Source organism: Tunturibacter gelidoferens (assembly GCF_040358255.1).
GTDB lineage: Bacteria > Acidobacteriota > Terriglobia > Terriglobales > Acidobacteriaceae > Edaphobacter > Edaphobacter gelidiferens.
The window spans coordinates 2,434,938-2,456,545 of sequence record NZ_CP132938.1 but is presented as its reverse complement, the minus strand read 5'-3'; the positions used below and the strand labels follow the sequence as shown (position 1 = coordinate 2,456,545).

Sequence of the window (21,608 nt, the reverse complement as noted above, 5' to 3'; positions counted from 1 at the left end):
CGCACCTTCGTTTCAACTCTCTACCCATTTAAGCGCGAGATAATGACCCATGCCCTCGTCCTTCCCCCTCTGGATTAGAAGATCGCCCGCACCTCGCATCCGAAGGCTGGCCCGATGACGGGTGCCGGAGTGCAGGCCGTACAAGCGGTCTTCCTTCTTCTTCTATTCTTCGTGGCGGTCTTTGCCGGGTTGGCCCGACGACTCAAAGTACCGTATCCGATCCTGCTCGTAATTGCCGGCCTTCTCTTGAGTTTTCTGCCAGGCATGCCTCGCATCGGCCTCGATCCAGACCTGGTCTTTCTGGTCTTCCTTCCTCCTCTGCTTTACTCCGCCGCGTGGACCCTGTCATGGAGAGAGTTTCAGCGCAACTTTGTCAGCATAGCCATGCTTGCCGTCGGCCTGGTGCTGTTCACCATCCTAGGGCTCGCGATGGTCGCGGGGTCTCTCCTTCCTGGATTCGACTGGAAGTCCGCCGTGCTACTTGGTGCGGTAGTCGCAGCCACTGACGCCATCGCAGCCACATCGATCGCGCGAAGAGTGGGCCTTCCACAACGAATCGTCGACATACTGGAAGCCGAAAGCCTCGTCAACGACGGCACCGGCCTCCTCGCTCTGCAATTCGGCCTCACTCTGCTGGTCACAGGCCGAACGCCATCACTCATCGAAGGACTCGGTCAACTCGTCTTCCTGACCTGCGGTGGAGTAGCCGTGGGGCTGGCCATCGGAGCTGTCGTCGCGTGGTTTGAAAAATGGGTGGACGATGGGCCAATCGAGATCGTAATCAGCATCCTGGTGCCCTACGGGGCTTACCTCTTAGGCGCCCGCATGCATGTCTCCGGTGTAATGGCAGTCATCGCCTGCAGTATGTACATGAGCCGCAAAAGTCCCGAGTACATGTCGCCCCAGGTCCGCCTGCAGGCGACCGCTGTCTGGGATGCACTGACCTTCATCCTCAACGGCATCGTCTTCGTTCTCATCGGACTCCAGCTTCCCTATGTCATCGGGCAGATCGTCGGCATGAGCCGCCCGGTTCTCCTTGAATATGGAATCGGCTTCTCCGCGCTGATGATCTGTCTGCGCATGGCGTGGGTCTTCGCAGAAACCTACGTCGCCTACGCGCTCCGGCGATGGGTCCGGAAGTTGGACGTACAGCCACCCCGGCCGCGACAGATGTTTGTCATTGGGTGGGGTGGCATGCGCGGTGTGCTATCGCTCGCAGCGGCCATCTCGCTCCCGTACGCTCTTCCAGGCGGCAGAACCTTCTCGCAGCGCAGCATGATCATCTATCTGGCGTTCTGCCTGATCGTAGCAACGCTGGTCGTGCAGGGCCTGACGCTGCCCTGGCTGATTCGAATCATGGGCCTCTCCGAGTCGGGACACGCAGACCGCGAGGAACAAGAGGCGCGACGTGTCCTGGCTACCGAGGCCATCATCCATCTGCACCGCACCCGCTCGAAAAATCGCGACCAGTCTTCACTCTTCCAGGAGTTGATTGACGGCTACCAGAAGCGACTGGATGCGATGCCGTTGGAACGCGATCGGACTCCGACGGGACTTATCAACCAGGCTCGACGAAACGATGCAATTCTGACCGCACTGCAGGCCGAACGCGAAGCGCTGATCAGACTGCGAGATGAGGAGCAGATCGACGATGAAGTCCTGCGTACCTTGCAGAGAGAGCTCGATTTGGCGGAAAGCCGTGTGCACACCGGATCAACCATCCGCTGATTCCGGCAGCAGCCGATCTTTGAACCTAGAGCAAAGTAGCGGTTGGCGTAGAGTCTGCCGTGCCCTTTTGTTGTCATTCCCGAAGGGAATCTGCTGTTGCCTTCCGCACCAACAGCAAATCCGCTTAGTCGTCTGAGCCATCCGTGACAATCCGTTGACAAAGGTTCGCTACAATGAAAGCCGTGCGACGCCTCATCGCCATCACGTTACTTCTCCTCTTCAGCTCACCGCTGATCTCGCCCCTGCTGGCTCTTACCGCCAGCACTGCTGCGAATCTTCCGGCCTGTTGCAGACGGAACGGCGCGCATCACTGCACGATGAACACGCAGCAGACAGAGTCCTCCAGCTCGAGCATCAACGTCTCGACGATCCCGCAAAAGTGCCCCGCATACCCAGCGGCCGTCACTCCGATCCAGCACGGAGATCTCTCGTCCCACACTGCCTCCCTCATCTTTGCAGAGATCGTAAGCCACCCCTCCGTCACCACCCAGACCGAAGCCCGCGCCCGCGTAGCTTTCGATCGCTCCCGCCAAAAGCGCGGCCCTCCCTCCTACTCCCTCTAAGCGACCCGACCAGCAGCCGACACACCTCCCGCAACAAAACGGGAGCCATCGCCCTGCCGTCCCGTTCCGCAGCTCCAACTCCGTCAGCCTCTCTGACGAGGGAAGTCCGAAGCCCCATGCGCAAGCTCGCTCTACTCTGTCTTTTCTCATCTCTCGCCGCCATCACCGCTCGAGCCACCATCTTCAGCCAGCTCCACGGAGTCGTCCACGACCCCCAACACCGCCCCATCGCCAACGCATACATCGAACTCCACGCAGCAAACTCAGCCTTCACCAAATCCACCACCACCGCGCAGGACGGCTCCTTCACCATTCCATCCCTCCCCCTCGGCGACTACACCATCACCATCTCGCAACCAGGCTTCGATACAGCAAAACAATCCCTTACGTTAGCCTCCGACACCGCACCCATCCTCCACATCGAGCTCCACCTCGGCACCGTCGAGCAAACCACCTCAGTCACCACCGACGCCAACACCGCCAACATCAACACCGTCACCCCCACCACCCTCATCAGCCGCGACGACATCACCCAGACCCCCGGCGCCGACCGCACCAACTCCCTCGCCATGATCACCGACTACGTCCCCGGCGCCTACATCACCCACGACATGCTCCACATGCGCGGCGGCCACCAGGTCTCATGGCTCCTCGACGGCGTCCAAATCCCCAACACCAACATCGCCAGCAACCTCGGCGCGCAGATCGACCCCAAAGACATCGACTACATCGAAATTCAACGCGGCAGTTATACCTCCGACGTAGGCGACCGCACCTACGGCGTCTTCAACGTAGTCCCCCGCACCGGCTTCGAGCGCAACCGACAGGCCGAACTCATCCTCAGCGCCGGCAGCTTCCTCCAAACCAACGACCAGCTCAACTTCGGCGACCACACCGAAAAGTTCGCCTACTACGCCAGCCTCACCGGCAACCGCAGCGACTACGGCCTCTCCCCACCCACCGGAGTCGTCATCCACGACGCCACCAACGGCTACGGCGGCTTCGCATCCCTCCTCTACAACCGCACGCCGAAAGATCAACTCCGCCTCATCACCCAACTCCGCGCCGACTACTTCCAGATCCCCTATGACCCCGACCCCAACAGCCCGGGCAACCAGCAGTTCCAGTCCAGCGGTCTCCGCGACGGCCAGCACGAACTCGACGGCACCGTAGCCTTCTCCTGGCTTCACACCTTCAACCCCGCCACAGTCCTGCAAGTCTCACCCTTCTTCCACTACAACCGCGCCGACTACGAATCCAATCCCAACGACATCTCCGTAGCCACCACCTCCGACCGCAGCTCCACCTACGCCGGAGCGCAAGCCAACATCACCACCGAAATCGCCCGCAACACCCTCCAGGCCGGCTTCTACTCCTTCGGCCAGCACGACAACTACCTCTTCGGCGCCATCTTCAACGACGGCACCAACACCCCCGCCTTCTCCACGCCAGATTCAGCCTCCGGCGGCGTCATCGAAGAGTTCATTTCCGACAACTACAAACCCACCTCCTGGCTCACCCTCATCGCCGGCCTGCGCCAAACCCACTTTCAAGCCGAGTTCACCGAGAACTACACCGCCCCACGCTTCGGCGTAGCTCTCCGCATTCCCAAACTCAACTGGGTCTTCCGCGGCTTCTACGGCCGCTTCTACCAACCCCCGCCTCTGCTCACCTTCGGCTGCACTGCTGCCTCCATCGCTGACGGAACCTGCAACCTGCAAAACTTCGCCCTCAGCTCCGGCACCAGCTTCGCCCCACTCCATGGCGAGCGCGACGAAGAGCATCAGTTTGGCGTCCAAATCCCCTACCGTGGCTGGCTCCTCGACGCCGACACCTTCAAAACCCGCATCAACAACTTCCTCGACCACTCCAACATCGGCGACTCCAGCATCTACTTCCCGGTCACCGTCGACGGCGCTCTAGTCCGCGCCTGGGAGCTCACCCTCCGCAGCCCGCGTCTCTGGAACTTCGGACAGGCCCACCTCGCCTACTCCAACCAGATCGCCGAGCAGCGTGGAGCCATCACCGGCGGCCTCATCTGCTCTCCTCCCACCTCAGCCGAGTGCGACGTCAACCCCAACTACACCCCCGTCGACCACGACCAGCGCAACACTCTCAACGTAGGCTTCAACGCCACCCTCCCCTGGCGCACCACCGCCTCCACCAACGTCTACTACGGCTCCGGCTTCACCAACGGTGGCTTCAACCCCGACGGCCCGCCAGCCGACCCACGCTACCCCAACCCCTACCTGCCCCAACACACCACCTTCGACCTCTCTATCGGCAAAACCTTCACCGAAAAACTAACCGCCTCCATCACCGCCACCAACGTAGCCAACCGCCGCGTGCTGCTTGACAACAGCCTCACCTTCGGCGGCTTCCACTTCAACGACCCACGAGAGATCTTCGCCGAACTACGCTACCGCTTCAAATACTGAGAGAAAGGCCCGCGACGCGCGGGGCGGTCACTTCGTGACGCGTATACCGGTCGTGGCACCGTCATCAACCAAGGTCCTCCCGCTGGTCGGCCCGAGCATCGCGAGGACCCAAGCCGCTCATCCCACCAAGACAAGGTACACAAGTCACGAAGTGACCGCCTCCCGCGCAGGGAGCCCGTCCGGCAGGACAAAGATATACTCTGAAAACGCATGAAGCTCCGAATCCCCAGAAAAGTCACCCGAAGCATCAATCGCTTCTTCAACATCGTTCTGGGCGCCCTCGCGATGCTCACTGTCGCGCTCGTCTCCGCCTTTATCACCATGCGCCTCGCCATCCACGGCCACGAGGTCAAGGTCCCCGACCTCACCAGGCTCACCCTCTCCGAAGCCAGCAAGCAGACCAGCTCCCTGGGCCTCGTCCTCAGCCTCGAAAACCGCTTTTACTCTCCCAACACCCCACCCGGCCGTGTCCTCGCACAATCCCCCGCCCCGGGGCTCACCGTCCGCCGCGAGTGGCCCGTCCGCGTCACCGAAAGTCTCGGCGCGCAACAAGTCGCCATCCCTGACCTCCTCGGCCAGACCGAGCGCACCGCCACCATCAACATCCGCCGTCTCGGCCTCGAACTCGGTGCCGTCTCCCACATCGCCGCCCCCGGCGAACCCGGCGTCATCATCGCCCAAACCCCCACCCCCAACGCCATCGGTGTGGACCGTCCCCGCGTCAGCCTCCTCCTCAGCGACCCCGAATCCACCAGCTCCGCCGAAGCCTTCGTCATGCCCTCCCTCGCCGGCCTCACCCTCACCGCCGCCGCCGCAAGAGCCACATCCGCCGGCCTCCACATCGCCAGCGCCGAAGACCTCAACCTCAACTCCACCTCAGACTCCGCCCCACTCACATCTCAATCCCCACCCAGCGCCACCACACCGTCTTTCACCGAACCCATCGCCCACACCGTCTCATCCATCGGCACCGTCATCGCGCAAACCCCACCCGCCGGCCACCGCGTCGTCAAAGGCGACCCAGTCCACATCACCCTCACCGATTAATTGTCTGTTCCCTATTCTTGAAATCCCAACCAGCCCCAAGCCATCGGGTGCCCCATCCATCGCAGTCTCATCGCGATGGATGGGAATGTATTCCTCTTCCCAGCAATCCTTTGTGTTGTCGTTGTTGTCGTTGTTGTTGTTGTTGTCGTCGTTGTTGTCTTTGTTGTTGTCTTTGTTGTTGTTGTCGTTGCCGCGGCTGGTTTCTCCCACCCCACACAAAAACCATGTCATCCTGAGCGAAGTGGCTCACGGCATTTTGTGAGCCACGCAGTCGAAGGATCCCTGTATTTGCTTTTGGTTATTCCCCAGCTATGTCCGACGTTGCCTGTACTCCTTAGGCTGAAGCGATTCCCGGGGTGCCCCATCCTTTCGCGGTCTCATCGCAATAGGGCACTGGCGCCGCAGTGCGAACCGTCTTCTTAAGCCCGCTCCAACATCACCGCATAAAACCCATCGTCCCCATGCACTCCAGGCAGCGTCCGAAGCGCCCCATCTCTCACCGCTGAACTCAACTCCTCTGGGTGCCGGGTGCCCATATCTCGATTTTGAGATGTGGGCCTTCGCGCACCGCGCAAACCGCCTTACCTATTCAACCGCCTACTTCCGCTCCAACATCACCGCATAAAACCCATCGCCCCCATGCACACCAGGCAGCGTTCGAAGCGCCCCATCCCGCACCGCCGAACCCATCTCCCCACTCAAAACCCCACGCTCCGCAAGCTCCGCCATCACCCCATCCACCGGCACCCTCACCACCCCACCCGCCCCAACAACCGCATCCACCACACCCTCACACTCCTCCGCCTCCAGCGAGCAAGTCGAATAGACCAGCCGCCCACCCCGAGCCAGCCGCTTCAACGCCCCCTTCAAAATCGTCCTCTGCCTCTCCGCTTGCCGCACAAACTCCTCCACCTTCAGCCGATGCCGAATCTCCGGATTCCCCGCCATCGTTCCCGTCCCCGAGCAGGGCACATCGCACAAAATCAGATCAAACTCCCCCGCAACACTCTTAGCATCCGACGCATCGGCCACGGAAAACCTAACTCGCTCCGCATACGCATACCGCCGCAGCCTCGCCTCCGCCTGAGCCAGTCGCTTCACACTCACATCACTCGCCACAATCTCCGCACCACCCAACCGCTTCGCCAAAATCAAAGTCTTCCCCCCAGGGGCAGCGCAGCAATCCCAAACTCTCTTCGCCTCAGGCATAGCTGCCGCAGCAATCTCCCCCACCAGCCGCGACCCATCATCCATCACCGGCCAATCCCCACCGCGCTCCACAAACATCCCACCCTCCGCCGGCTCCTGCTGATCCGCCTCACAGATCTTCAACGCCGCCTCGCGCCCATAAGCCGCCACCCATCGCTCCACCAGCCATCGCGGATGCCCCAGCCTCTCCGCAAACGCCGCTACCGATTCATGCATCCGCACTCCCGGCTTCTGCGTCCCCGCCAGCTTCCGAAGCACCGCATTCACCATCCCCGTCGCATGTGGCTCCCCCGCTGCCCTGCACAACTCCACGCTCTCACTCAACGCCGCATGCGCCGGAATCCTCTCCAGATGCAGCAACTGAAACGCCCCCATCCGCAGCGCAATCGCCACCGGCTCCGCCAGCCTCTGCTCCGGCCTCTGCAGCAACCCCCTCACCCGCGCATCCAGCGCAATCTGCCATCGCAGCACCCCCATCACCAGCGCAGTCGTCAGGTTCCGATCCTCCGGCGACAAGCCATCCACCCGCGGCGAATGCAGCAACTCGTCGCTATGACCCTTGTTCTCCCCCACCAGCTTCAAAATCTCAAACGCAGCCAGCCGAGCCGGCGTTATCTTCGCAACCGCAGCCTCCACCGAAGCCGTAGGCCCAGCCGACACAGGCCTCTTCCGCGCCACCACCGCCTTACCCGAAACCGCCTTCACCGCACCAGGCTTTCCCGCACCAGCACCCCGCTTCCGTTTTCCTCCTCCAGACGTCGACTCGTCCTTCATAGCCCCAACCGTTCGCCGCTCTTCACCTGATACCCACGCAAAAACTCAGCAGCACTCATCCGCTTCTTCCCCTCCATCTGCACCTCAAGCAACTCCGCCACCGTCCCACTACCGCAACCAACCAGCATCTGTTCTCCGTCCGCCAGCAACTCCCCCGCAGCAACCGAGCGCCCACTACAAATCCCCATCTTCGACACGATCAGCTTCTTCCCCCGCAGCGTCGTATGTGCTCCCGGCCACGGCTGAAACCCTCTCCACCTGTCATAAATCTGTTTCGCCGACCGGGAAAAATCCACCAGCCCATCTTCCCGCTTCAGAATCGGAGCCAGCGTAGCCAGCGAGTGGTTCTGCTCCTCCGGACAGATTGTCCCCGCCTCCAGCCGCCTCAGTGTCTCCACCATCAGCTCCGCGCCCAGCGGAGCCAGACACCCATACACATCCACCGCCGTCTCCTCCAACCCCACCGGGCACACCGCCGCCAGCAGCATATCGCCCGTATCAAGACCCGCATCCAGCCGCATCGTCGTCACACCCGTCACCACCTCGCCGCAAGCCACCGCCCACTGAATCGGAGCAGCCCCGCGATACTTCGGCAGCAGCGACCCATGCAGATTGATATTCCCAAACCGCGGCAGTTCCAGCATCCACTGCGGAATGATCCGCCCATACGCAACAACAAGAATCGCATCCGGCGCAATCTCCTCCAAACGCGCGCGCAACTCCAGATTGTTCTTGATCTTCTCCGGCTGCACCACAGGCAAACCGTGTGTCACGGCCGCTTGCTTCACCGGAGGAACATGCACCTCCAGCCCGCGCCCCGCCGCACGATCCGGCTGCGTCACCACCAGCGCAACCTCATGCCCTGCTGCAATCACGGCTTGAAGCGTAGGTACTGCAAACTCCGGCGTGCCACAAAAAACTAATTTCATTTTGATAATCCTCTGTCCTGCCGGACGGGCCTCCTGCGCGGAGGGCGGTCACTTCGTGACGCGTATACCGGTCAAGGCACCATCATCCGCGTAGATCCTTCCGCTGGTCGGCCCGAGCATCGCGAGGACCCAAGCCGCTCATCCCACCAAGACAAGGTATACCCCCCACGAAGTGGGCGCGCCGCGCGTAGCGGGCCCGTCCGGCAGGACACCATCACCATTCTCCGTTTTTGATGAGCTTCTTTATCTTCCGAATCACCAGATCCCGCTTCAAACGACTCAACCGATCAATAAACAGCACCCCCTCCAGATGATCGATCTCATGCTGCATCGCTCGCGCCAGCAACTCCGTCCCCTCAATCTCAAACCACTTCCCCGTCACATCCTGCGCCTTCACCTTCACCCACTCCGCGCGCGAAACCTTCTCACGAATCTCCGGCAAACTCAGGCACCCCTCCTCCTCCACCTGCTTGCCCTCGCGCTCCACAATCTCCGGATTGATCAGCACAATCTTCTCCTCCGGATTCTTCCTGAAGCTCACATCGATCACCGTTATCCGCTGCGAGATCGCAATCTGCGGCGCGGCCAGCCCAATCCCCTGCGCCGCATACATGCTCTCGAACATCTCCTCAGTCAGCTTCTTCAGCTTCGCGTCGAACACCGTCACCGTCGCACCCGGCTTCGCCAGCACCGGATCCGGCCACTTCACTACCTCATGAATCTTCGTCTTCTTCTCGCTCACTTTTCCCGTCACTCAATACGCTCGAATCTGCTCACAATAGCCATTGAAATTTCGCTGCATCTCACGCAGCGAGTCACCGCCAAACTTCTCCACCACCAGCCGCGCTACCGTCAGCGCGACCATCGCCTCCGCCGCAACACCAGCCGCAGGCACAACACACACATCGCTCCGCTCATACGCAGCCTTTACCGGCTCCCGCGTCTCAAAACTCACCGACCCCAGCGGCCTCCGCAACGTAGAAATCGGCTTCAAATACCCCCGCACCACCACATCCTCGCCATTCGAAATCCCGCCCTCAATCCCCCCAGCATTATTCTGCTCCCGCGAAAACTTCGTAAACCCGCGCCCCTCCTCAGGAGCACCCTCATACCCAATCGCATCATGCACCGCCGACCCCACCGACTCCGCCGCCGTCACCCCCCGCCCCAGTTCCACCGCCTTCACCGCCTGCAGACTCATCACCGCTTGCGCCAGCAGACCATCCATCCGCTCATCCCAGTTCGCATGCGTTCCCACACCCGGAGGCAGACCATGCACCACCACCTCAAACACCCCACCCACCGTATCCCCCGTCCTCAGCACCGCATCCACCTCAGCCTTCATCCGAGCCTCGGCCTCAGCATCTACGCAGTTCAACAAGACCTCATCCTTCAACTGCAGCGCCGCAATCTCCTCCCAAGTCGCCGCCCGCCCAAGCTCCGCCTTCCCAACGCGAATCACATGGCTAGCCACCTCCACACCCAGCGCCCGCAACAACATCTTCGCCATAGCCCCCGCCGCCACCCGAGCCGCGCTCTCCCGAGCACTCGCCCGCTCCAGCACATACCGCGCATCCGGAAAGTCGTACTTCAAACTCCCCGCCAGATCCGCATGCCCCGGCCGCGGCGAAGCGACAGCCTTATGCTTTGTGGCGTTCCCAACTTCTACAGGCAGTATGTCGACCCAGTTCTTCCAATCGTTATTCGCCAGCACCATCGCAATCGGCGACCCGATCGTCTTCCCATGCCTCACGCCACTCAGAATATGCGCGGTATCCTTCTCAATCCGCATCCTTCCACCGCGCCCATAACCCTTCTGCCTCCGCCACAGCTCGCGATCAATAAACTCCTGATCCACGGCCACACCCGCGGGCATCCCACTCACCGTCGCCACCAGGCTCTCCCCGTGGCTCTCTCCCGCCGTAGAAAATCGCAACATCTGTATCAATCCCTCAGGAAACAAACACCCAAACCTAAATTGTAACAACCCATTCCACCCACTCCGCGATTGCATTCGTAACCTCACGCGCTACACCGGCTACCCCTGCCACGAGCAGCTCCTTCCATCTGATATCCCATCTCACGAACAATCGGTCCCGCAAACACAACTCGCCCCTCTCCTCCGGAATCGAAATAAAGTGATCCAGGAGAAACACATGTCCCTAAGCAAGTCGTTCGCCCTCTCTGCTCTCGCCGTTGCGCTGGTGAGCAGCGTTTCCGTAGCACCCGCCCAGGTCTCCATCAGCATCGGAGCCGCTCCGATATGCCCTTACGGATACTTTGACTACGCTCCATACCCCTGTGCTCCGTACGGCTACTACGGACCCGACTGGTTCACCGGAGGAGTCTTCATCGGCGCCGGCCCCTGGTATCACGGTCACGGCAACTTCTACGGCCACGTCGACAACCGCTACGATCCTCATCACGGATACGCAGGTCCAATGCCGGAGCGCGGCGCCCAGCCCTTCAACCACTTCCAGGCGAACGAAGCCCGCGACCCACAAGGCCACGTCGGCAACGCCGGCCACGAACCCACCAACGAACACAGCGCCGGATATCAAGGCGGTGGTCACCCCGGCGGCGGCAGCAGCCATGGCGGCGGAGATCACGGCGGCGGCGGCCATCACTAAGCCCCAGCCAACCAGGCAATCGTGGCCCGCTTCCACAAGCGGGCCACTTCTTTTTCGCGACGCAACACTCCCAAATCGCGCAGCTCCCTGCTCCAAATTCGGCCGGACAAGGAAGCCGTCTGAACTCAGCTCGCCACAGTCAAAACTTCCATACCACCTGCTATAACAAACCAATGCGTAAGGATTATGCTCCCAGCGCCGCGCACATCAGATGGCTCCTCGACTCTGACCCGGCCATCCGTTGGCAAGTCATGCGGGACCTCACCGGCGAAGCTCCCAACGCTGTCGCAGCCGAACGGTCGCGCGTCGCAACTGAAGGCTGGGGAGCCCAGCTTCTCGCACGCCAATCTCCCACCGGCGACTGGGGCGGCGAGACAAAGTGGGATCTCATCACTCTCTGGAGTCTCGTCGTCCTCAAGGACCTCGGTCTCGACCCCGCCAGCAAGCAAGCCCGCAAAATGATCGATCGCGTCGACAAGGGGCTCGTGTTCAAGCCGCTCAACAATCGGCCCTTCCTTCACGGCGAAACCGAGCCGTGCATCAACGGCAGAATCCTCGGCATCAACGCCTATTTCAAAGAACCGAACGACGCACTCGCCAATCAACTCCTGCGCGAGCAGCTCGAAGACGGCGGCTGGAACTGCGAAGCGCCTAAAAGCCAGCGCTCTTCGTTCCACACCACCATCTGCGTGCTCGAAGGTCTGCTGGAACACGAACGAGCAGGAAACAAATCAGCGGCCATCACCAGGGCCCGCAAGCGTGCAGAAAACTATCTGCTCGAGCGCCACATGTTCCGCTCGCTTCGAACTGGCAAAGTCATCAACAAACGCTGGCTGCGCTTCTCGTTCCCGACGTTCTGGCACTACGACGTCTTGCGCGGACTCGATTATCTGCGAGATGCGGGAATCAAACCCGACGGCCGCGTCAGCGAAGCCATCGAAGTCGTGAAGGAGCGCAGCCATCAGAATGGACGCTGGCCCCTTAACCTCCTTCATCCCGAACATATTCCATTGGAGATGGAGATCAGCATCGCCAGGGCAAGCCGCTGGAACACCCTGCGCGCTCTCCGGGTTCTACGCTGGTACGACAACGCAACTCAGTCGTGACTCGTGACAACTTTCCATTTCAATAACAAACTCACGTCCGTGGTTTACCAAGAAAATCCAGCGTCGACTCCATCCGCTGCCGAACAATATCTTCTCGTTCATTCGCGAGAGCATTGCGCAAGGGTACGATCGCCTCTGGCCTCTTGAGCCAACGAAGTCCTTCACAACTCTCCAGTCTCACCCGGAGATCGGCATCGGTCAGCATTCCCACCAGAAGGTTAAGCACAACCCCCGTCTCCTCTTCCGTTCTGTCATTGAGTTGCGAGAGAAGATACAGAGCCCCAATCCGACTGTCTGGACTTGCCGATGGAAGCATCATATCGGCGACTGCCCTGAAGCAGGCGTGATCCCGCTTGTCGAACACGTTCCGTGCTGCGTTCTGGCGCACGTAAAAATCTAATGTCTGATCCAGACACATCTCTTTGAGTAATCCCAGCCCCTCCGAGGAGCCCAACCACGTTGCGGCGGCAGCGATATTCACCTTCGTCGGCTCGTTCCGCTCAGCCGCGCCGGCTCGCAGGATCTCTGGAAGACTATCCGTCGCCTTCCACTCAGCTAACTCCGCAGCAGCCAGCCCACGCACCTCCTTATCAGGATTCCTCAGTGCCTCAATCAGAGACGGCTTCGTAAGAACTATGCCATGACGACTTAGAGCCTGAGAGAATGTCTCCGGAGCCTGACACAATCCGCTCCCAACCGAAGCGAGAACGAACAACACTCCGACCACAAGCCTGACACGAGAAGCGACATCGTCAGCGCGGACCATTCCATTCACCCCGTTTGCTATAGCAATAGACACCAAGCACCCGGATTTCGGCCGCCCCGTAAAATCAAGACCACAATCTATGAGCCCCTCGCGCCATCCCATCATCGCAACCCTCACCCTCCTCCTCGCCACCTTCGCACAGGCCCCCGCACAATCCGGCGATCTCTCCATCGACCCCACCCTCGCCGCGCAAATAGCCACAATCCCTGCCATCGACAATCACGCCCACCCCACGCTGTCTCCGCCCGCCTACGCCACCGACCGCAACTTCGACGCCCTCCCCGTCGACAATATGGAACCGTACACGGACCCCGTCGGCATGCGTCCCGATCTAGCAAAGCTCCACGACGCATGGCAGACCCTCTTCCACTTCAACGGCCAGCCTCCACTCGACGCCGCCGGTCTCACTCAGCTTGAAGCAGCCCGCGAAAGCATCCGCACAAAACAAGGCACCAACTACTCCGCCTACATCCTCGACAAGTCCAACATCGCCACCATGCTCGCCAACCGCGTCGCCATGGGCGTCGGAGTTCAACCACCGCGCTTCCGCTGGGTCCCCTACATCGACACCCTCCTCTTCCCGCTCGACAACACCACCCTCGCCGCCGCAACCCCCGACCGCAAACAGTTCTTCCCCCTCGAAGACGCTCTACGCAAAAAGTATCTGCAACAAGTCGGCCTCAGAGCACTCCCACCCACCCTCAACGCCTACCTCAAGCAACTCGTCACCCCGTTACTCGAACAACAAAAAGCCAACGGCGCGGTAGCCGAAAAATTTGAGATCGCCTACCTCCGCTCCTTCGGCTTCGACGACGTCCCGCAACCCGAAGCAGACCGCATCTACGCCTCGCTCCTCCACCATCCGCACCCCAACCAAGCCCAATACAAGCGCCTGCAGGACTTCCTCTTCCGCTACATCGCCGTCGAGTGCGGACGCCTCAATCTCCCCGTCCACCTCCACACCACCTCAGGCGGAGGCGGCTACTTCTCCATCGCCGGCGACAACCCGCTCCTCCTCGAACCTCTCTTCAACGACCCGCGTCTGCGTCACACCAACTTCGTCCTCCTCCACGGCGGGTGGCCCTTCGTCCACGAGATAGGAGCGCTCCTCCAAAAACCCAACGTCTACCTCGACCTCTCGCAACAATCCCTTATGATCAGCCCACGCACCATGTCCGCCTGGCTGCGCGAGTGGCTCGAGCTCTATCCCGAAAAAGTCCTCTACGCCACCGACGCCTATCCCTACTCCTCCTCCATGGGCTGGGAAGAGGCCGCATGGATCGCCAACCGCAACCTCCGCGAGTCCCTCGGCATAGCCCTGACCGGCATGCTCCGCGACAACGAGATCACAGACACCCGCGCCACAGAACTAGCCAACATGGTCCTCCACAAAAACGCCGAATCCCTCTACAAGTTCTAGGACATCGGTTGTTTATTTCAATTGCCATTCTGACCCTGAGCTTGTCGAAGGGAAGAACCCCGTATTCCCCTTTGCTTTTGCCGTTGCCTGTCCTTTTGTTGTCATTCCGCAGCGCAGCGGAGGAATCTGCTGTTGCACTTGCTCTTGCCTGTTCCTGAGATCCGCTTCTGCTTTTAGGTACAGTGGGGCTTCAGTCCCGCGTCTAAGCCAGCCGCAGCGGCCACCACTCTGCCGCACGCCGGCGCGAAGCCCGAAGGGCAGAGCGACTAATTCACGGCCTTTGCCGTTGCCGCTGCTTTTCCAAATCCACCCAAAATAAAGTTCAAAACCGTGTCACATTTTTAGCGGCCAGAAATATGGCGGCGAAACACCACGTTCTCACCAGCAATCCACCACAACCACACCATGATTTACCACCACAAAAACACCCATTTTTCGCAAAAACCCCCGCAAAAACGCCACTCCACCACGTTCCATATTTTTTCCCGATTCAAATCGAAAAAACCACCTACTCGTCCTTCAAATACCCTTGGGTATTCAGCAGTGGCCGATCCATACTCCTCACCCAATCAGTCACCTCGCCGCTGCTCTTCCCACTCGCCACCGCCGCCGCAAACTCATTCCGCATAGCCTGCATCTTCGCCTCAAGATCGTCCAAAGCACTCAAAAGAATAGCCTCCGGCGTCATCGGCAGCTTCGGCGAACCAAACTCATACTTCCCATGGTGGCTCAGAATCATATGCTCCACCAGCACCCGCAGCTTCTCCGGAAACGGCGCCAACTGCTGCACCTTCTCCCGCAGCATCCCCTGCGCAATGCTGATATGGCCAATCATCTGGCCCTCCAGCGTATAGCTGAAGCTTGACTTCCACTCCAACTCACGAACCTTCCCAATATCGTGCAAAATTGCGCCCGTAACCAGCAGATCCGCATCCACCTCCGGATAAAACGGAGCCGTCCCCAGGCACACGCGCACCAGCGTCAACACATGCTCCAACAGCCCCCCAAGCCACGCATGATGCAGCCTCTTCGCAGCAGGAGCCGCCTTGAACGCAGGCCCAATCTGCTCATCATCAAGAAACGCAAACACCAGCCGCCGCAGCTCCGCGTTCTTGAAAGCAGAGACATATCCCCGCAACTCCCGCCACATCTGCTCGACATCGAACTTCGTCGAAGGCTGAAAATCCTTCGGATCGATCTCCGATTCAGCTGCCAGCCGCAACTTCTTCAACGTGATCTGAAACTTCCCTTGATACTTGGAGATATCCCCCTGCACCTTTACATAGCAACCTTCATCGCAGGTCGCTATCGCCTCCGTCACGTCATCCCACATACGTGCCTCGAGCGAGCCCGTCTTGTCACTCACCTTCAACGCAAGGAACTGTCCACCCTGCTTCTTGTCTCTCACCTGCATCGACGTCAAAACAAAATAAGTCGTCACTGTCGCGTTATCGAACCGCGCCGCATCTTCAATAAAAAAGTCTTTCATCTCAACCAGAATACCGCGCACCACCTCGATCACCACAAACAGAAACGCGAGAGCCGCAGCCCTCGCGCTGTAAACCAAACGTCCATTTTATTGTGGTGGTGGAGTCGGGGTCGGCGACCCTGGCGTAGCCGGAGGCTGCCCCCCATCCGGAGGATTACTCGCCGGAGGCGCAGTCGCCGGAGGCAGCGTCGTCTTATCACTCGCCTTCGGTGCAGGAGTGCCCGTCCCGTGAACTCCTTCGAGTGGAGTACCGCGGTCAGGAGCCTTCGACGGCGTCTCCTCTGGCGCGGCAGCCTTCGGTGCAGGAGGCTTATCCTGAAGCCGCTCCTTCTTCGCGCCCTTCACCTTCTTCTTTTTCTTCTTCTTGGCTGTATCTCCGTTCAGTCCCAGCGGTGCAGCCTGGGTCTGCTGGGTCGCCTTCTCTTCGGCACTCGCAGGGGCAGGCGCAGCTGCCGCCTTCTCCTTCACCTTCTTCACCTTTGCCGTCTTCTTCGCCGCCGCATCAACCTTCGCGCGGTCACTCATGCGGGTCTTACCAACTACAGGCGCAGTCGCTACTAGGGGATTCGGTCCCACATCGGAGCTCGACTCCTGCGCACCCGTTTCCAGAGGTGCAATCGCCGTCCCGGGAGCAGCGGCCTGCGCAGGGGCAGCAGAAGCCGACGCCGCGCCAGCACCTACATCACTTCCCGAAGCCGTCTCCTCGGGCCCCGCCGGCAAAGAGTTGCGCGGAGCCTGTCCAAACCGGACCTTCTCCCGCTTCACCTTCGCCGGTTTAGCAGCCTTGCCGTTCTTCGTTGTGGTAGTAGTCGTCGGAGTCGTCACCACTGCAACCGGCGTAGCCACAGGCGCCGCCGTCGTCTTCGCGGCAGTGGAGAACTTCGTACCCCGATCAAATCTCTTCTTCTGCTGAACCGTCTTCTTTTTCGCGACCGGCGGAGCGTACGCCGTAAACACCGGCTTGGTCTGCTTCGCGCTTGCGCCCGAATCCACATACCCAGCGCGAATGTCGATATAAGCCTCTTCCCTCAGCTTCGTCAGGTACGCGCGCAACGCAGGTTGCATCTGCTCCGAGTACATCGCCTCTTGAATCTGCGGCTCTACCTCCTTCAGCGGTGGCACACCGGGAGATACATGGTCGGTGACCTTCAAAATCACAAATCCCTGCCGCGTCCGAATCGGCGCCGTCCACTCCCCCGCCTTCAGATCGAACGTCTGGTCCTCGAGCACCTTCGCCAGCGCTCCGCGCTTGTAAAGTCCCAGATCCCCACCCTTATCCGCCGTGGGCCCACCCGAAAACGCCTCAGCCAAATCCTCGAACTTACTGCCCGCCTTCAGCTTTGCCTCAATCGACTCCGCCTTCGCCTTCGCCTGCGCGACCGCAGCATCATCGGCATCGGCAGCTGTAGGAATCAAGATCTCGCTCAGCTTGATCTGCTCCGGCTGAGTAAACTCCTGCTTGTGCGCGTCGTAGTAAGCCTGTTCCTGACCCTGCGTAATCTGCAGACGGCGGCCTACCTCATCCCGCACCACCTGCTGGGTAATCACGCTATCGCGAATCCCCGCCTTGAAGTCCTCGAACGAGACGCCCTGCTGCCGCGCCGCCTTCTCCAGGTCCTCCATCGTGTCCAAGTGGTTTTGCTTGCGAATCTCGTCCAAACGCCGAATCACATCGGCGTCCGCGTTGATTCCCAGTTCCTTGCCACGCGAGAGCAGCAGCTGCTTATCGATCATGTCGCGCAGCAGGTTCTTCTGCCTCTCGTTTACGTCAGCAGCACTCACTCCGGTCTGCCGGGTCTCTTCGGCAAGCTGCTGTTCTGCCCGCTCCACGTCGCTCCGGCTGATGATCTGGTCGTTCACATGCACGACCACATCCTCCACCACGGTTCCATTCGGCGTAATCGGCTGGGTAACTGGCAGCGTCAGCACAGGTTGCGGCGCGTTCGGAACGCTCAAAGGGCTCTGGTACCGCGGCGCTTGTGCTTGCACCACTCCCGGCAGTGTCAGCAAACCTAGCCCGCACACCACCGCAAACTGCGAAATTCTCAAGGTCATCGTCACTCGTATCTTTATCAACATCCCAACATCAAAATCCCAGCCATATACCGGGTCCGAACCCTTATCGCCCAACACGTCCCCCCGGTTTTTTAGACTCAACCCAGGATTGGACGGTATCCGTACCCAATTCTAACTGCCATGCCCCGAACAAGCGAATCCCTCTTTCGAGCGCAGCCCCGGCTCACCCCAGGATGCTATACTCCGTCCAAGATAGGACGTCTGTCCCAGCGCATCCTTAAGCGCCGTCTCCACCCTTTGAGGTAACCCAAGCCCATGGCTCCCCGTACTCGCCGCGCACTCTTCTCTGCTACCGTCTTTCTGGCCACCTGCGCCGTCATCGGCTCCTTCATCAACCAGAAGGTAGCCGCCCAGTCCGCCAGCGATGAGTCCACCCTGCGCGACTCGCTTCACTCCTTCACCAACGTGTATTCCCTGGTCGAGCAGAACTACGCCGAGCCCCTCAACACCGACAAGACCGACAAGGCCATCTACGACGGTGCGATCCCAGGCATGCTCCACGTCCTCGATCCTCACTCGAATTTTTACGACCCCAAGGCCTTCGCCCAGATGCGGGAGGACCAGCACGGCAAGTACTACGGCGTTGGCATGACCATCCAGCCTCAGCCAACTGCCAGCGGCAAGACCAAGATCGTCGTCCTCTACCCCTTCGAAGGAACTCCCTCGTATAAAGCCGGCATCCGCCCTGGTGACGAGATCCTCACCGTCGACGGCAAATCCACCGAAGGCATGGACTCCGCCGCAGTCGCCACTCTTCTCAAAGGTGCACGCGGCACCCACGTCTCAGTCACCATGATCCGCGAGGGCGCCGCCCGTCCCCTGGTCTTCGATCTCGTCCGCGATGAAATCCCGCGCCCCTCAGTCGATCTCGCCTTCTTGCTGAGCCCCGGCGTCGGCTATATCCACGTCTCCAGCTTTATCGAAACCACCAGCCACGAGGTCGGCGACGCACTCGACAAGTTCGGCGACATCCATGGCCTCGTTCTCGACCTCCGCGGCAACCCCGGCGGCCTGCTCAACGAAGCCGTTAATATGTCCGACAAATTCCTGCAAAAGGGACAGATCGTAGTCTCCCAACGCGGCCGCGCCTTCCCTGATCAGGTCTATCGCGCCACCCGTGGCGAAGAGGGTCCCAAGTTCCCCATCGTCGTCTTGGTCAACCGCAACACCGCCTCAGCCGCTGAGATCGTCTCCGGCGCCCTCCAGGATCACGACCGCGCCCTGATCGTCGGTGAAACCACCTTCGGCAAGGGCCTCGTGCAGACTGTCTTCCAGATCACCGAGAACACTGGCCTCGCCCTCACCACCTATCACTACTACACGCCGTCGGGCCGTCTCATCCAGCGCAACTACGACCATGTCTCGCTCTATGACTACTACTACGTGCGCGACGACTCCGACAAAGCGAAGAACAAGAACAACTTGGAGGTCAAACTCACCGACTCCGGACGTACCGTTTACGGCGGCGGCGGCATCACCCCCGATGAGAAGATCGACAACCAGAAGTTGAACCACTTCCAGGACAATCTCCTCATCCACTACGCCTTCTTCAACTTCAGCAAGCACTACCTCGCCAGCCACACCGTCACCAAAGACTTCGCGGTCGACGACGCAGTCTTTCAGCAGTTCAAAGCCTTCCTCAAGGACAATCAAATCGACTACACCGACTCCGACATCGCAGGAGTCAGCGACTGGGTTAAGGAGAGCATCAAGAGCGAGCTCTTCACCTCGCAGTTCGGTCAACTCGAAGGGCTCAAGGTCCGCGCCGAATGGGATCCGCAGATCGCCAAGGCAGTTACCTTCCTGCCCGAAGCCCAGACCCTCGAAGATCACTCCAAGCTGGCTCAGAAGAACACCGCCAGCCGCTAAACTTCAACTCATCGCAAAAATAGAAAAAGGCGTTCAAGCATCAGCTTGAGCGCCTTTTTCTATGCTTCGCAAATCTGGAGCGGGAGACCGGGATCGAACCGGCGACATTCAGCTTGGGAAGCTGACGTTCTGCCACTGAACTACTCCCGCATCGAATCCCATTATACGCAAAAAGATTCAGGTAAGACTCGAACGCCTCCCCGCTTCACGGAGCTTCCCTCAAACAGAAATGCACCTGGCATAGAGGCTGCATATCCCCATCTCAAACTCCGAGGCCTATCATGGACCTAAATCATGATTCGCAAGATCGTTCACGTAGATATGGACGCGTTCTATGCCTCGGTCGAGCAGCGTGATGATCCAGGGCTGCGCGGAAGACCCGTCGTCGTAGCATGGCGCGGCAACCGGTCGGTTGTGTGTGCCGCCTCCTACGAGGCGCGACGCTTCGGGGTTCATTCTGCAATGCCCGCCACCCGCGCCGAACGACTATGCCCGGACGCGATCTTCGTTCCTCCCGACTTCATTCGCTACCGCGCCGTCTCCCGCGCAGTGCGAGAGATCTTCCAGCGACACACCGATTTGATCGAGCCTCTCTCACTCGACGAAGCCTATCTCGACGTCACCGAAAACAAGACAGGCCTCCCCACTGCAACGCGAGTAGCCATCACCATCCGGCAACAGATTCACGACGAGTTGCACCTGACCGCATCCGCAGGCGTGGCGCAGAATAAGTTCCTCGCCAAGATCGCCTCCGACTGGCGCAAACCAAACGGTCTCTTCGTCATTCAACCCGAAGAGGTTCAGACCTTCCTCCCTCCACTTCCCGTCGCACGTATTCCAGGCGTCGGAAAGGTCACCGAAACCCGGCTGAAGCAGATCGGCATTATGACCATCGCCGACCTGCGGGCTCTGGAGCCGAGCCAACTGGAAGCACACTTCGGACGCTACGGAATACGGCTCTACGAGCTCGCCCGTGGGATCGATCACAGTAAGGTCATCCCAGATAGACCAACAAAATCCATCTCTGCCGAAGACACCTTCGAACGCGACATCCGGCTGTCCGAAACCGAGGAGTTGATCCGACGGCTCGCAGAAAAAGTCTGGACCGCTTCCCGCCAGGATGGCCGAGTGGCTCGCACTGTGGTTTTGAAACTGAAGACCAGCGAGTTTAACATCCTCACGCGCAGCCACACTCCGCCTATTCCTCCGGAATCCTGCGAGGAACTCACAGCAATCGCTCTCTTCCTCCGAGAGCGTATAAATCTCGAACCAGCTCAACGTTTTCGTTTGGTGGGCGTCGGCCTGAGTAACTTTCGAGACGCTGAAGGTCTGCAATCTCCCCTGTTCGAATAGAACCACCACAAGAAGGTGGCATGGCTGTGGCAGCAGCGTTCTCTCCACCTGGCTTGAGTTAGCCGCTGTAAAGCTCCTCGCAACCACCAGCGTTACACCCCAAAAATTTCTCCTGACAAACCTGCCGCCATTTGAACGTCATCCCCATCTAACGCGGTGAATGTCATAAACGAAACAAAATGTTTCGCAACGTCAATCAACAATGGCTGGA

Annotated in this window: 17 protein-coding genes and 1 tRNA gene; 9 read left to right on the top strand and 9 right to left on the bottom strand. The window is 60.0% G+C overall.

Annotation, left to right across the window (positions count from 1 at the left end; all coding sequences use genetic code 11):
- Positions 1-114 precede the first annotated feature (114 nt).
- The 4 genes from RBB81_RS10960 (at position 115) to RBB81_RS10945 (ending at position 5,776) form a co-directional block, all read left to right on the top strand.
- A complete protein-coding gene (locus tag RBB81_RS10960) occupies positions 115-1,728 on the top strand; it encodes a Na+/H+ antiporter (RefSeq protein WP_183789244.1) in 1,614 nt (537 codons plus the stop codon).
- 173 nt (positions 1,729-1,901) lie between these two features.
- Positions 1,902-2,291, top strand: coding sequence for a hypothetical protein (locus RBB81_RS10955; protein WP_179581952.1), 390 nt, complete (start codon positions 1,902-1,904; stop codon positions 2,289-2,291).
- Positions 2,292-2,407: 116 nt separating this feature from the next.
- A complete protein-coding gene (locus RBB81_RS10950; RefSeq protein WP_353073713.1) occupies positions 2,408-4,729 on the top strand; it encodes a TonB-dependent receptor in 2,322 nt (773 codons plus the stop codon).
- A 210-nt stretch (positions 4,730-4,939) separates the two neighbouring features.
- The gene (locus tag RBB81_RS10945) at positions 4,940-5,776 is read left to right on the top strand and encodes a PASTA domain-containing protein (RefSeq protein ID WP_353073712.1); all 837 of its coding nucleotides are present in this window, start codon (positions 4,940-4,942) and stop codon (positions 5,774-5,776) included.
- Here RBB81_RS10945 and RBB81_RS10940 read toward each other — a convergent pair.
- From RBB81_RS10940 to aroC, 5 genes are all read right to left on the bottom strand, one after another.
- Positions 5,687-6,007, bottom strand: coding sequence for a hypothetical protein (locus RBB81_RS10940; protein WP_353073711.1), 321 nt, complete (start codon positions 6,005-6,007; stop codon positions 5,687-5,689). The two genes, RBB81_RS10945 and RBB81_RS10940, sit on opposite strands and share 90 nt — an antisense overlap.
- A 366-nt stretch (positions 6,008-6,373) precedes the next feature.
- Positions 6,374-7,759: a transcription antitermination factor NusB gene (locus RBB81_RS10935; RefSeq protein WP_353073710.1), complete on the bottom strand. Its 1,386-nt coding sequence runs from the start codon at positions 7,757-7,759 to the stop codon at positions 6,374-6,376.
- The gene (gene fmt / locus RBB81_RS10930; RefSeq protein ID WP_353073709.1) at positions 7,756-8,688 is read right to left on the bottom strand and encodes a methionyl-tRNA formyltransferase; all 933 of its coding nucleotides are present in this window, start codon (positions 8,686-8,688) and stop codon (positions 7,756-7,758) included. Before fmt ends, RBB81_RS10935 begins: the two co-directional genes overlap by 4 nt.
- Before the next feature lie 214 nt (positions 8,689-8,902).
- Complete coding sequence (gene def / locus RBB81_RS10925; RefSeq protein ID WP_348641573.1) at positions 8,903-9,442, bottom strand: peptide deformylase; 540 nt, start codon at positions 9,440-9,442, stop codon at positions 8,903-8,905.
- On the bottom strand, positions 9,443-10,627 hold the full coding sequence (gene aroC / locus RBB81_RS10920; protein ID WP_353073708.1) for a chorismate synthase: 1,185 nt from the start codon (positions 10,625-10,627) through the stop codon (positions 9,443-9,445).
- Between the two features lie 217 nt (positions 10,628-10,844).
- Here aroC and RBB81_RS10915 point away from each other — a divergent pair, with 217 nt between their 5' ends.
- Together RBB81_RS10915 and RBB81_RS10910 are read left to right on the top strand one after the other, a co-directional pair.
- Positions 10,845-11,318, top strand: a complete 474-nt coding sequence (locus tag RBB81_RS10915) for a hypothetical protein (RefSeq protein WP_179581945.1) — start codon at positions 10,845-10,847, stop codon at positions 11,316-11,318.
- Positions 11,319-11,491: 173 nt separating this feature from the next.
- Positions 11,492-12,424, top strand: a complete 933-nt coding sequence (locus tag RBB81_RS10910; RefSeq protein WP_353073707.1) for a hypothetical protein — start codon at positions 11,492-11,494, stop codon at positions 12,422-12,424.
- Positions 12,425-12,455: 31 nt separating this feature from the next.
- Here the strand turns inward: RBB81_RS10910 and RBB81_RS10905 are convergent, their stop codons facing one another.
- Positions 12,456-13,190 (bottom strand): HEAT repeat domain-containing protein, encoded by a 735-nt coding sequence (locus RBB81_RS10905; protein ID WP_353073706.1) that lies wholly within the window; start codon positions 13,188-13,190, stop codon positions 12,456-12,458.
- 79 nt (positions 13,191-13,269) lie between these two features.
- Here RBB81_RS10905 and RBB81_RS10900 point away from each other — a divergent pair, with 79 nt between their 5' ends.
- Complete coding sequence (locus RBB81_RS10900) at positions 13,270-14,610, top strand: amidohydrolase family protein (RefSeq protein WP_353073705.1); 1,341 nt, start codon at positions 13,270-13,272, stop codon at positions 14,608-14,610.
- Positions 14,611-15,118: 508 nt separating this feature from the next.
- Here RBB81_RS10900 and RBB81_RS10895 read toward each other — a convergent pair.
- Together RBB81_RS10895 and RBB81_RS10890 are read right to left on the bottom strand one after the other, a co-directional pair.
- Positions 15,119-16,177, bottom strand: coding sequence for a 3'-5' exoribonuclease YhaM family protein (locus RBB81_RS10895; RefSeq protein WP_353073704.1), 1,059 nt, complete (start codon positions 16,175-16,177; stop codon positions 15,119-15,121).
- A gap of 9 nt (positions 16,178-16,186) precedes the next feature.
- Positions 16,187-18,154 (bottom strand): peptidylprolyl isomerase, encoded by a 1,968-nt coding sequence (locus RBB81_RS10890; protein ID WP_353073703.1) that lies wholly within the window; start codon positions 18,152-18,154, stop codon positions 16,187-16,189.
- 276 nt (positions 18,155-18,430) lie between these two features.
- Between RBB81_RS10890 and RBB81_RS10885 the strand changes: the two genes are divergently transcribed.
- Positions 18,431-20,044 (top strand): S41 family peptidase, encoded by a 1,614-nt coding sequence (locus RBB81_RS10885; protein ID WP_179581940.1) that lies wholly within the window; start codon positions 18,431-18,433, stop codon positions 20,042-20,044.
- 75 nt (positions 20,045-20,119) lie between these two features.
- Here the strand turns inward: RBB81_RS10885 and RBB81_RS10880 are convergent.
- Positions 20,120-20,194 (bottom strand) — tRNA-Gly (locus tag RBB81_RS10880).
- Positions 20,195-20,338: 144 nt separating this feature from the next.
- Between RBB81_RS10880 and dinB the strand changes: the two genes are divergently transcribed.
- The gene (gene dinB, locus RBB81_RS10875) at positions 20,339-21,397 is read left to right on the top strand and encodes a DNA polymerase IV (RefSeq protein ID WP_183789266.1); all 1,059 of its coding nucleotides are present in this window, start codon (positions 20,339-20,341) and stop codon (positions 21,395-21,397) included.
- Positions 21,398-21,608: the final 211 nt, after the last annotated feature.

What these genes read in the sequence shown, in the direction of transcription:
- RBB81_RS10960 (WP_183789244.1), top strand. Translation starts at nt 115, where the DNA reads ATGACGGGTGCCGGAGTGCAGGCCGTACAAGCGGTCTTCCTTCTTCTT.
- RBB81_RS10955 (WP_179581952.1), top strand. Translation starts at nt 1,902, where the DNA reads ATGAAAGCCGTGCGACGCCTCATCGCCATCACGTTACTTCTCCTCTTC.
- RBB81_RS10950 (WP_353073713.1), top strand. Translation starts at nt 2,408, where the DNA reads ATGCGCAAGCTCGCTCTACTCTGTCTTTTCTCATCTCTCGCCGCCATC.
- RBB81_RS10945 (WP_353073712.1), top strand. Translation starts at nt 4,940, where the DNA reads ATGAAGCTCCGAATCCCCAGAAAAGTCACCCGAAGCATCAATCGCTTC.
- RBB81_RS10940 (WP_353073711.1), bottom strand. Translation starts at nt 6,007, where the DNA reads ATGACATGGTTTTTGTGTGGGGTGGGAGAAACCAGCCGCGGCAACGAC.
- RBB81_RS10935 (WP_353073710.1), bottom strand. Translation starts at nt 7,759, where the DNA reads ATGAAGGACGAGTCGACGTCTGGAGGAGGAAAACGGAAGCGGGGTGCT.
- fmt (WP_353073709.1), bottom strand. Translation starts at nt 8,688, where the DNA reads ATGAAATTAGTTTTTTGTGGCACGCCGGAGTTTGCAGTACCTACGCTT.
- aroC (WP_353073708.1), bottom strand. Translation starts at nt 10,627, where the DNA reads ATGTTGCGATTTTCTACGGCGGGAGAGAGCCACGGGGAGAGCCTGGTG.
- RBB81_RS10915 (WP_179581945.1), top strand. Translation starts at nt 10,845, where the DNA reads ATGTCCCTAAGCAAGTCGTTCGCCCTCTCTGCTCTCGCCGTTGCGCTG.
- RBB81_RS10910 (WP_353073707.1), top strand. Translation starts at nt 11,492, where the DNA reads ATGCGTAAGGATTATGCTCCCAGCGCCGCGCACATCAGATGGCTCCTC.
- RBB81_RS10905 (WP_353073706.1), bottom strand. Translation starts at nt 13,190, where the DNA reads ATGGTCCGCGCTGACGATGTCGCTTCTCGTGTCAGGCTTGTGGTCGGA.
- RBB81_RS10900 (WP_353073705.1), top strand. Translation starts at nt 13,270, where the DNA reads ATGAGCCCCTCGCGCCATCCCATCATCGCAACCCTCACCCTCCTCCTC.
- RBB81_RS10890 (WP_353073703.1), bottom strand. Translation starts at nt 18,154, where the DNA reads ATGACCTTGAGAATTTCGCAGTTTGCGGTGGTGTGCGGGCTAGGTTTG.
- RBB81_RS10885 (WP_179581940.1), top strand. Translation starts at nt 18,431, where the DNA reads ATGGCTCCCCGTACTCGCCGCGCACTCTTCTCTGCTACCGTCTTTCTG.
- dinB (WP_183789266.1), top strand. Translation starts at nt 20,339, where the DNA reads ATGATTCGCAAGATCGTTCACGTAGATATGGACGCGTTCTATGCCTCG.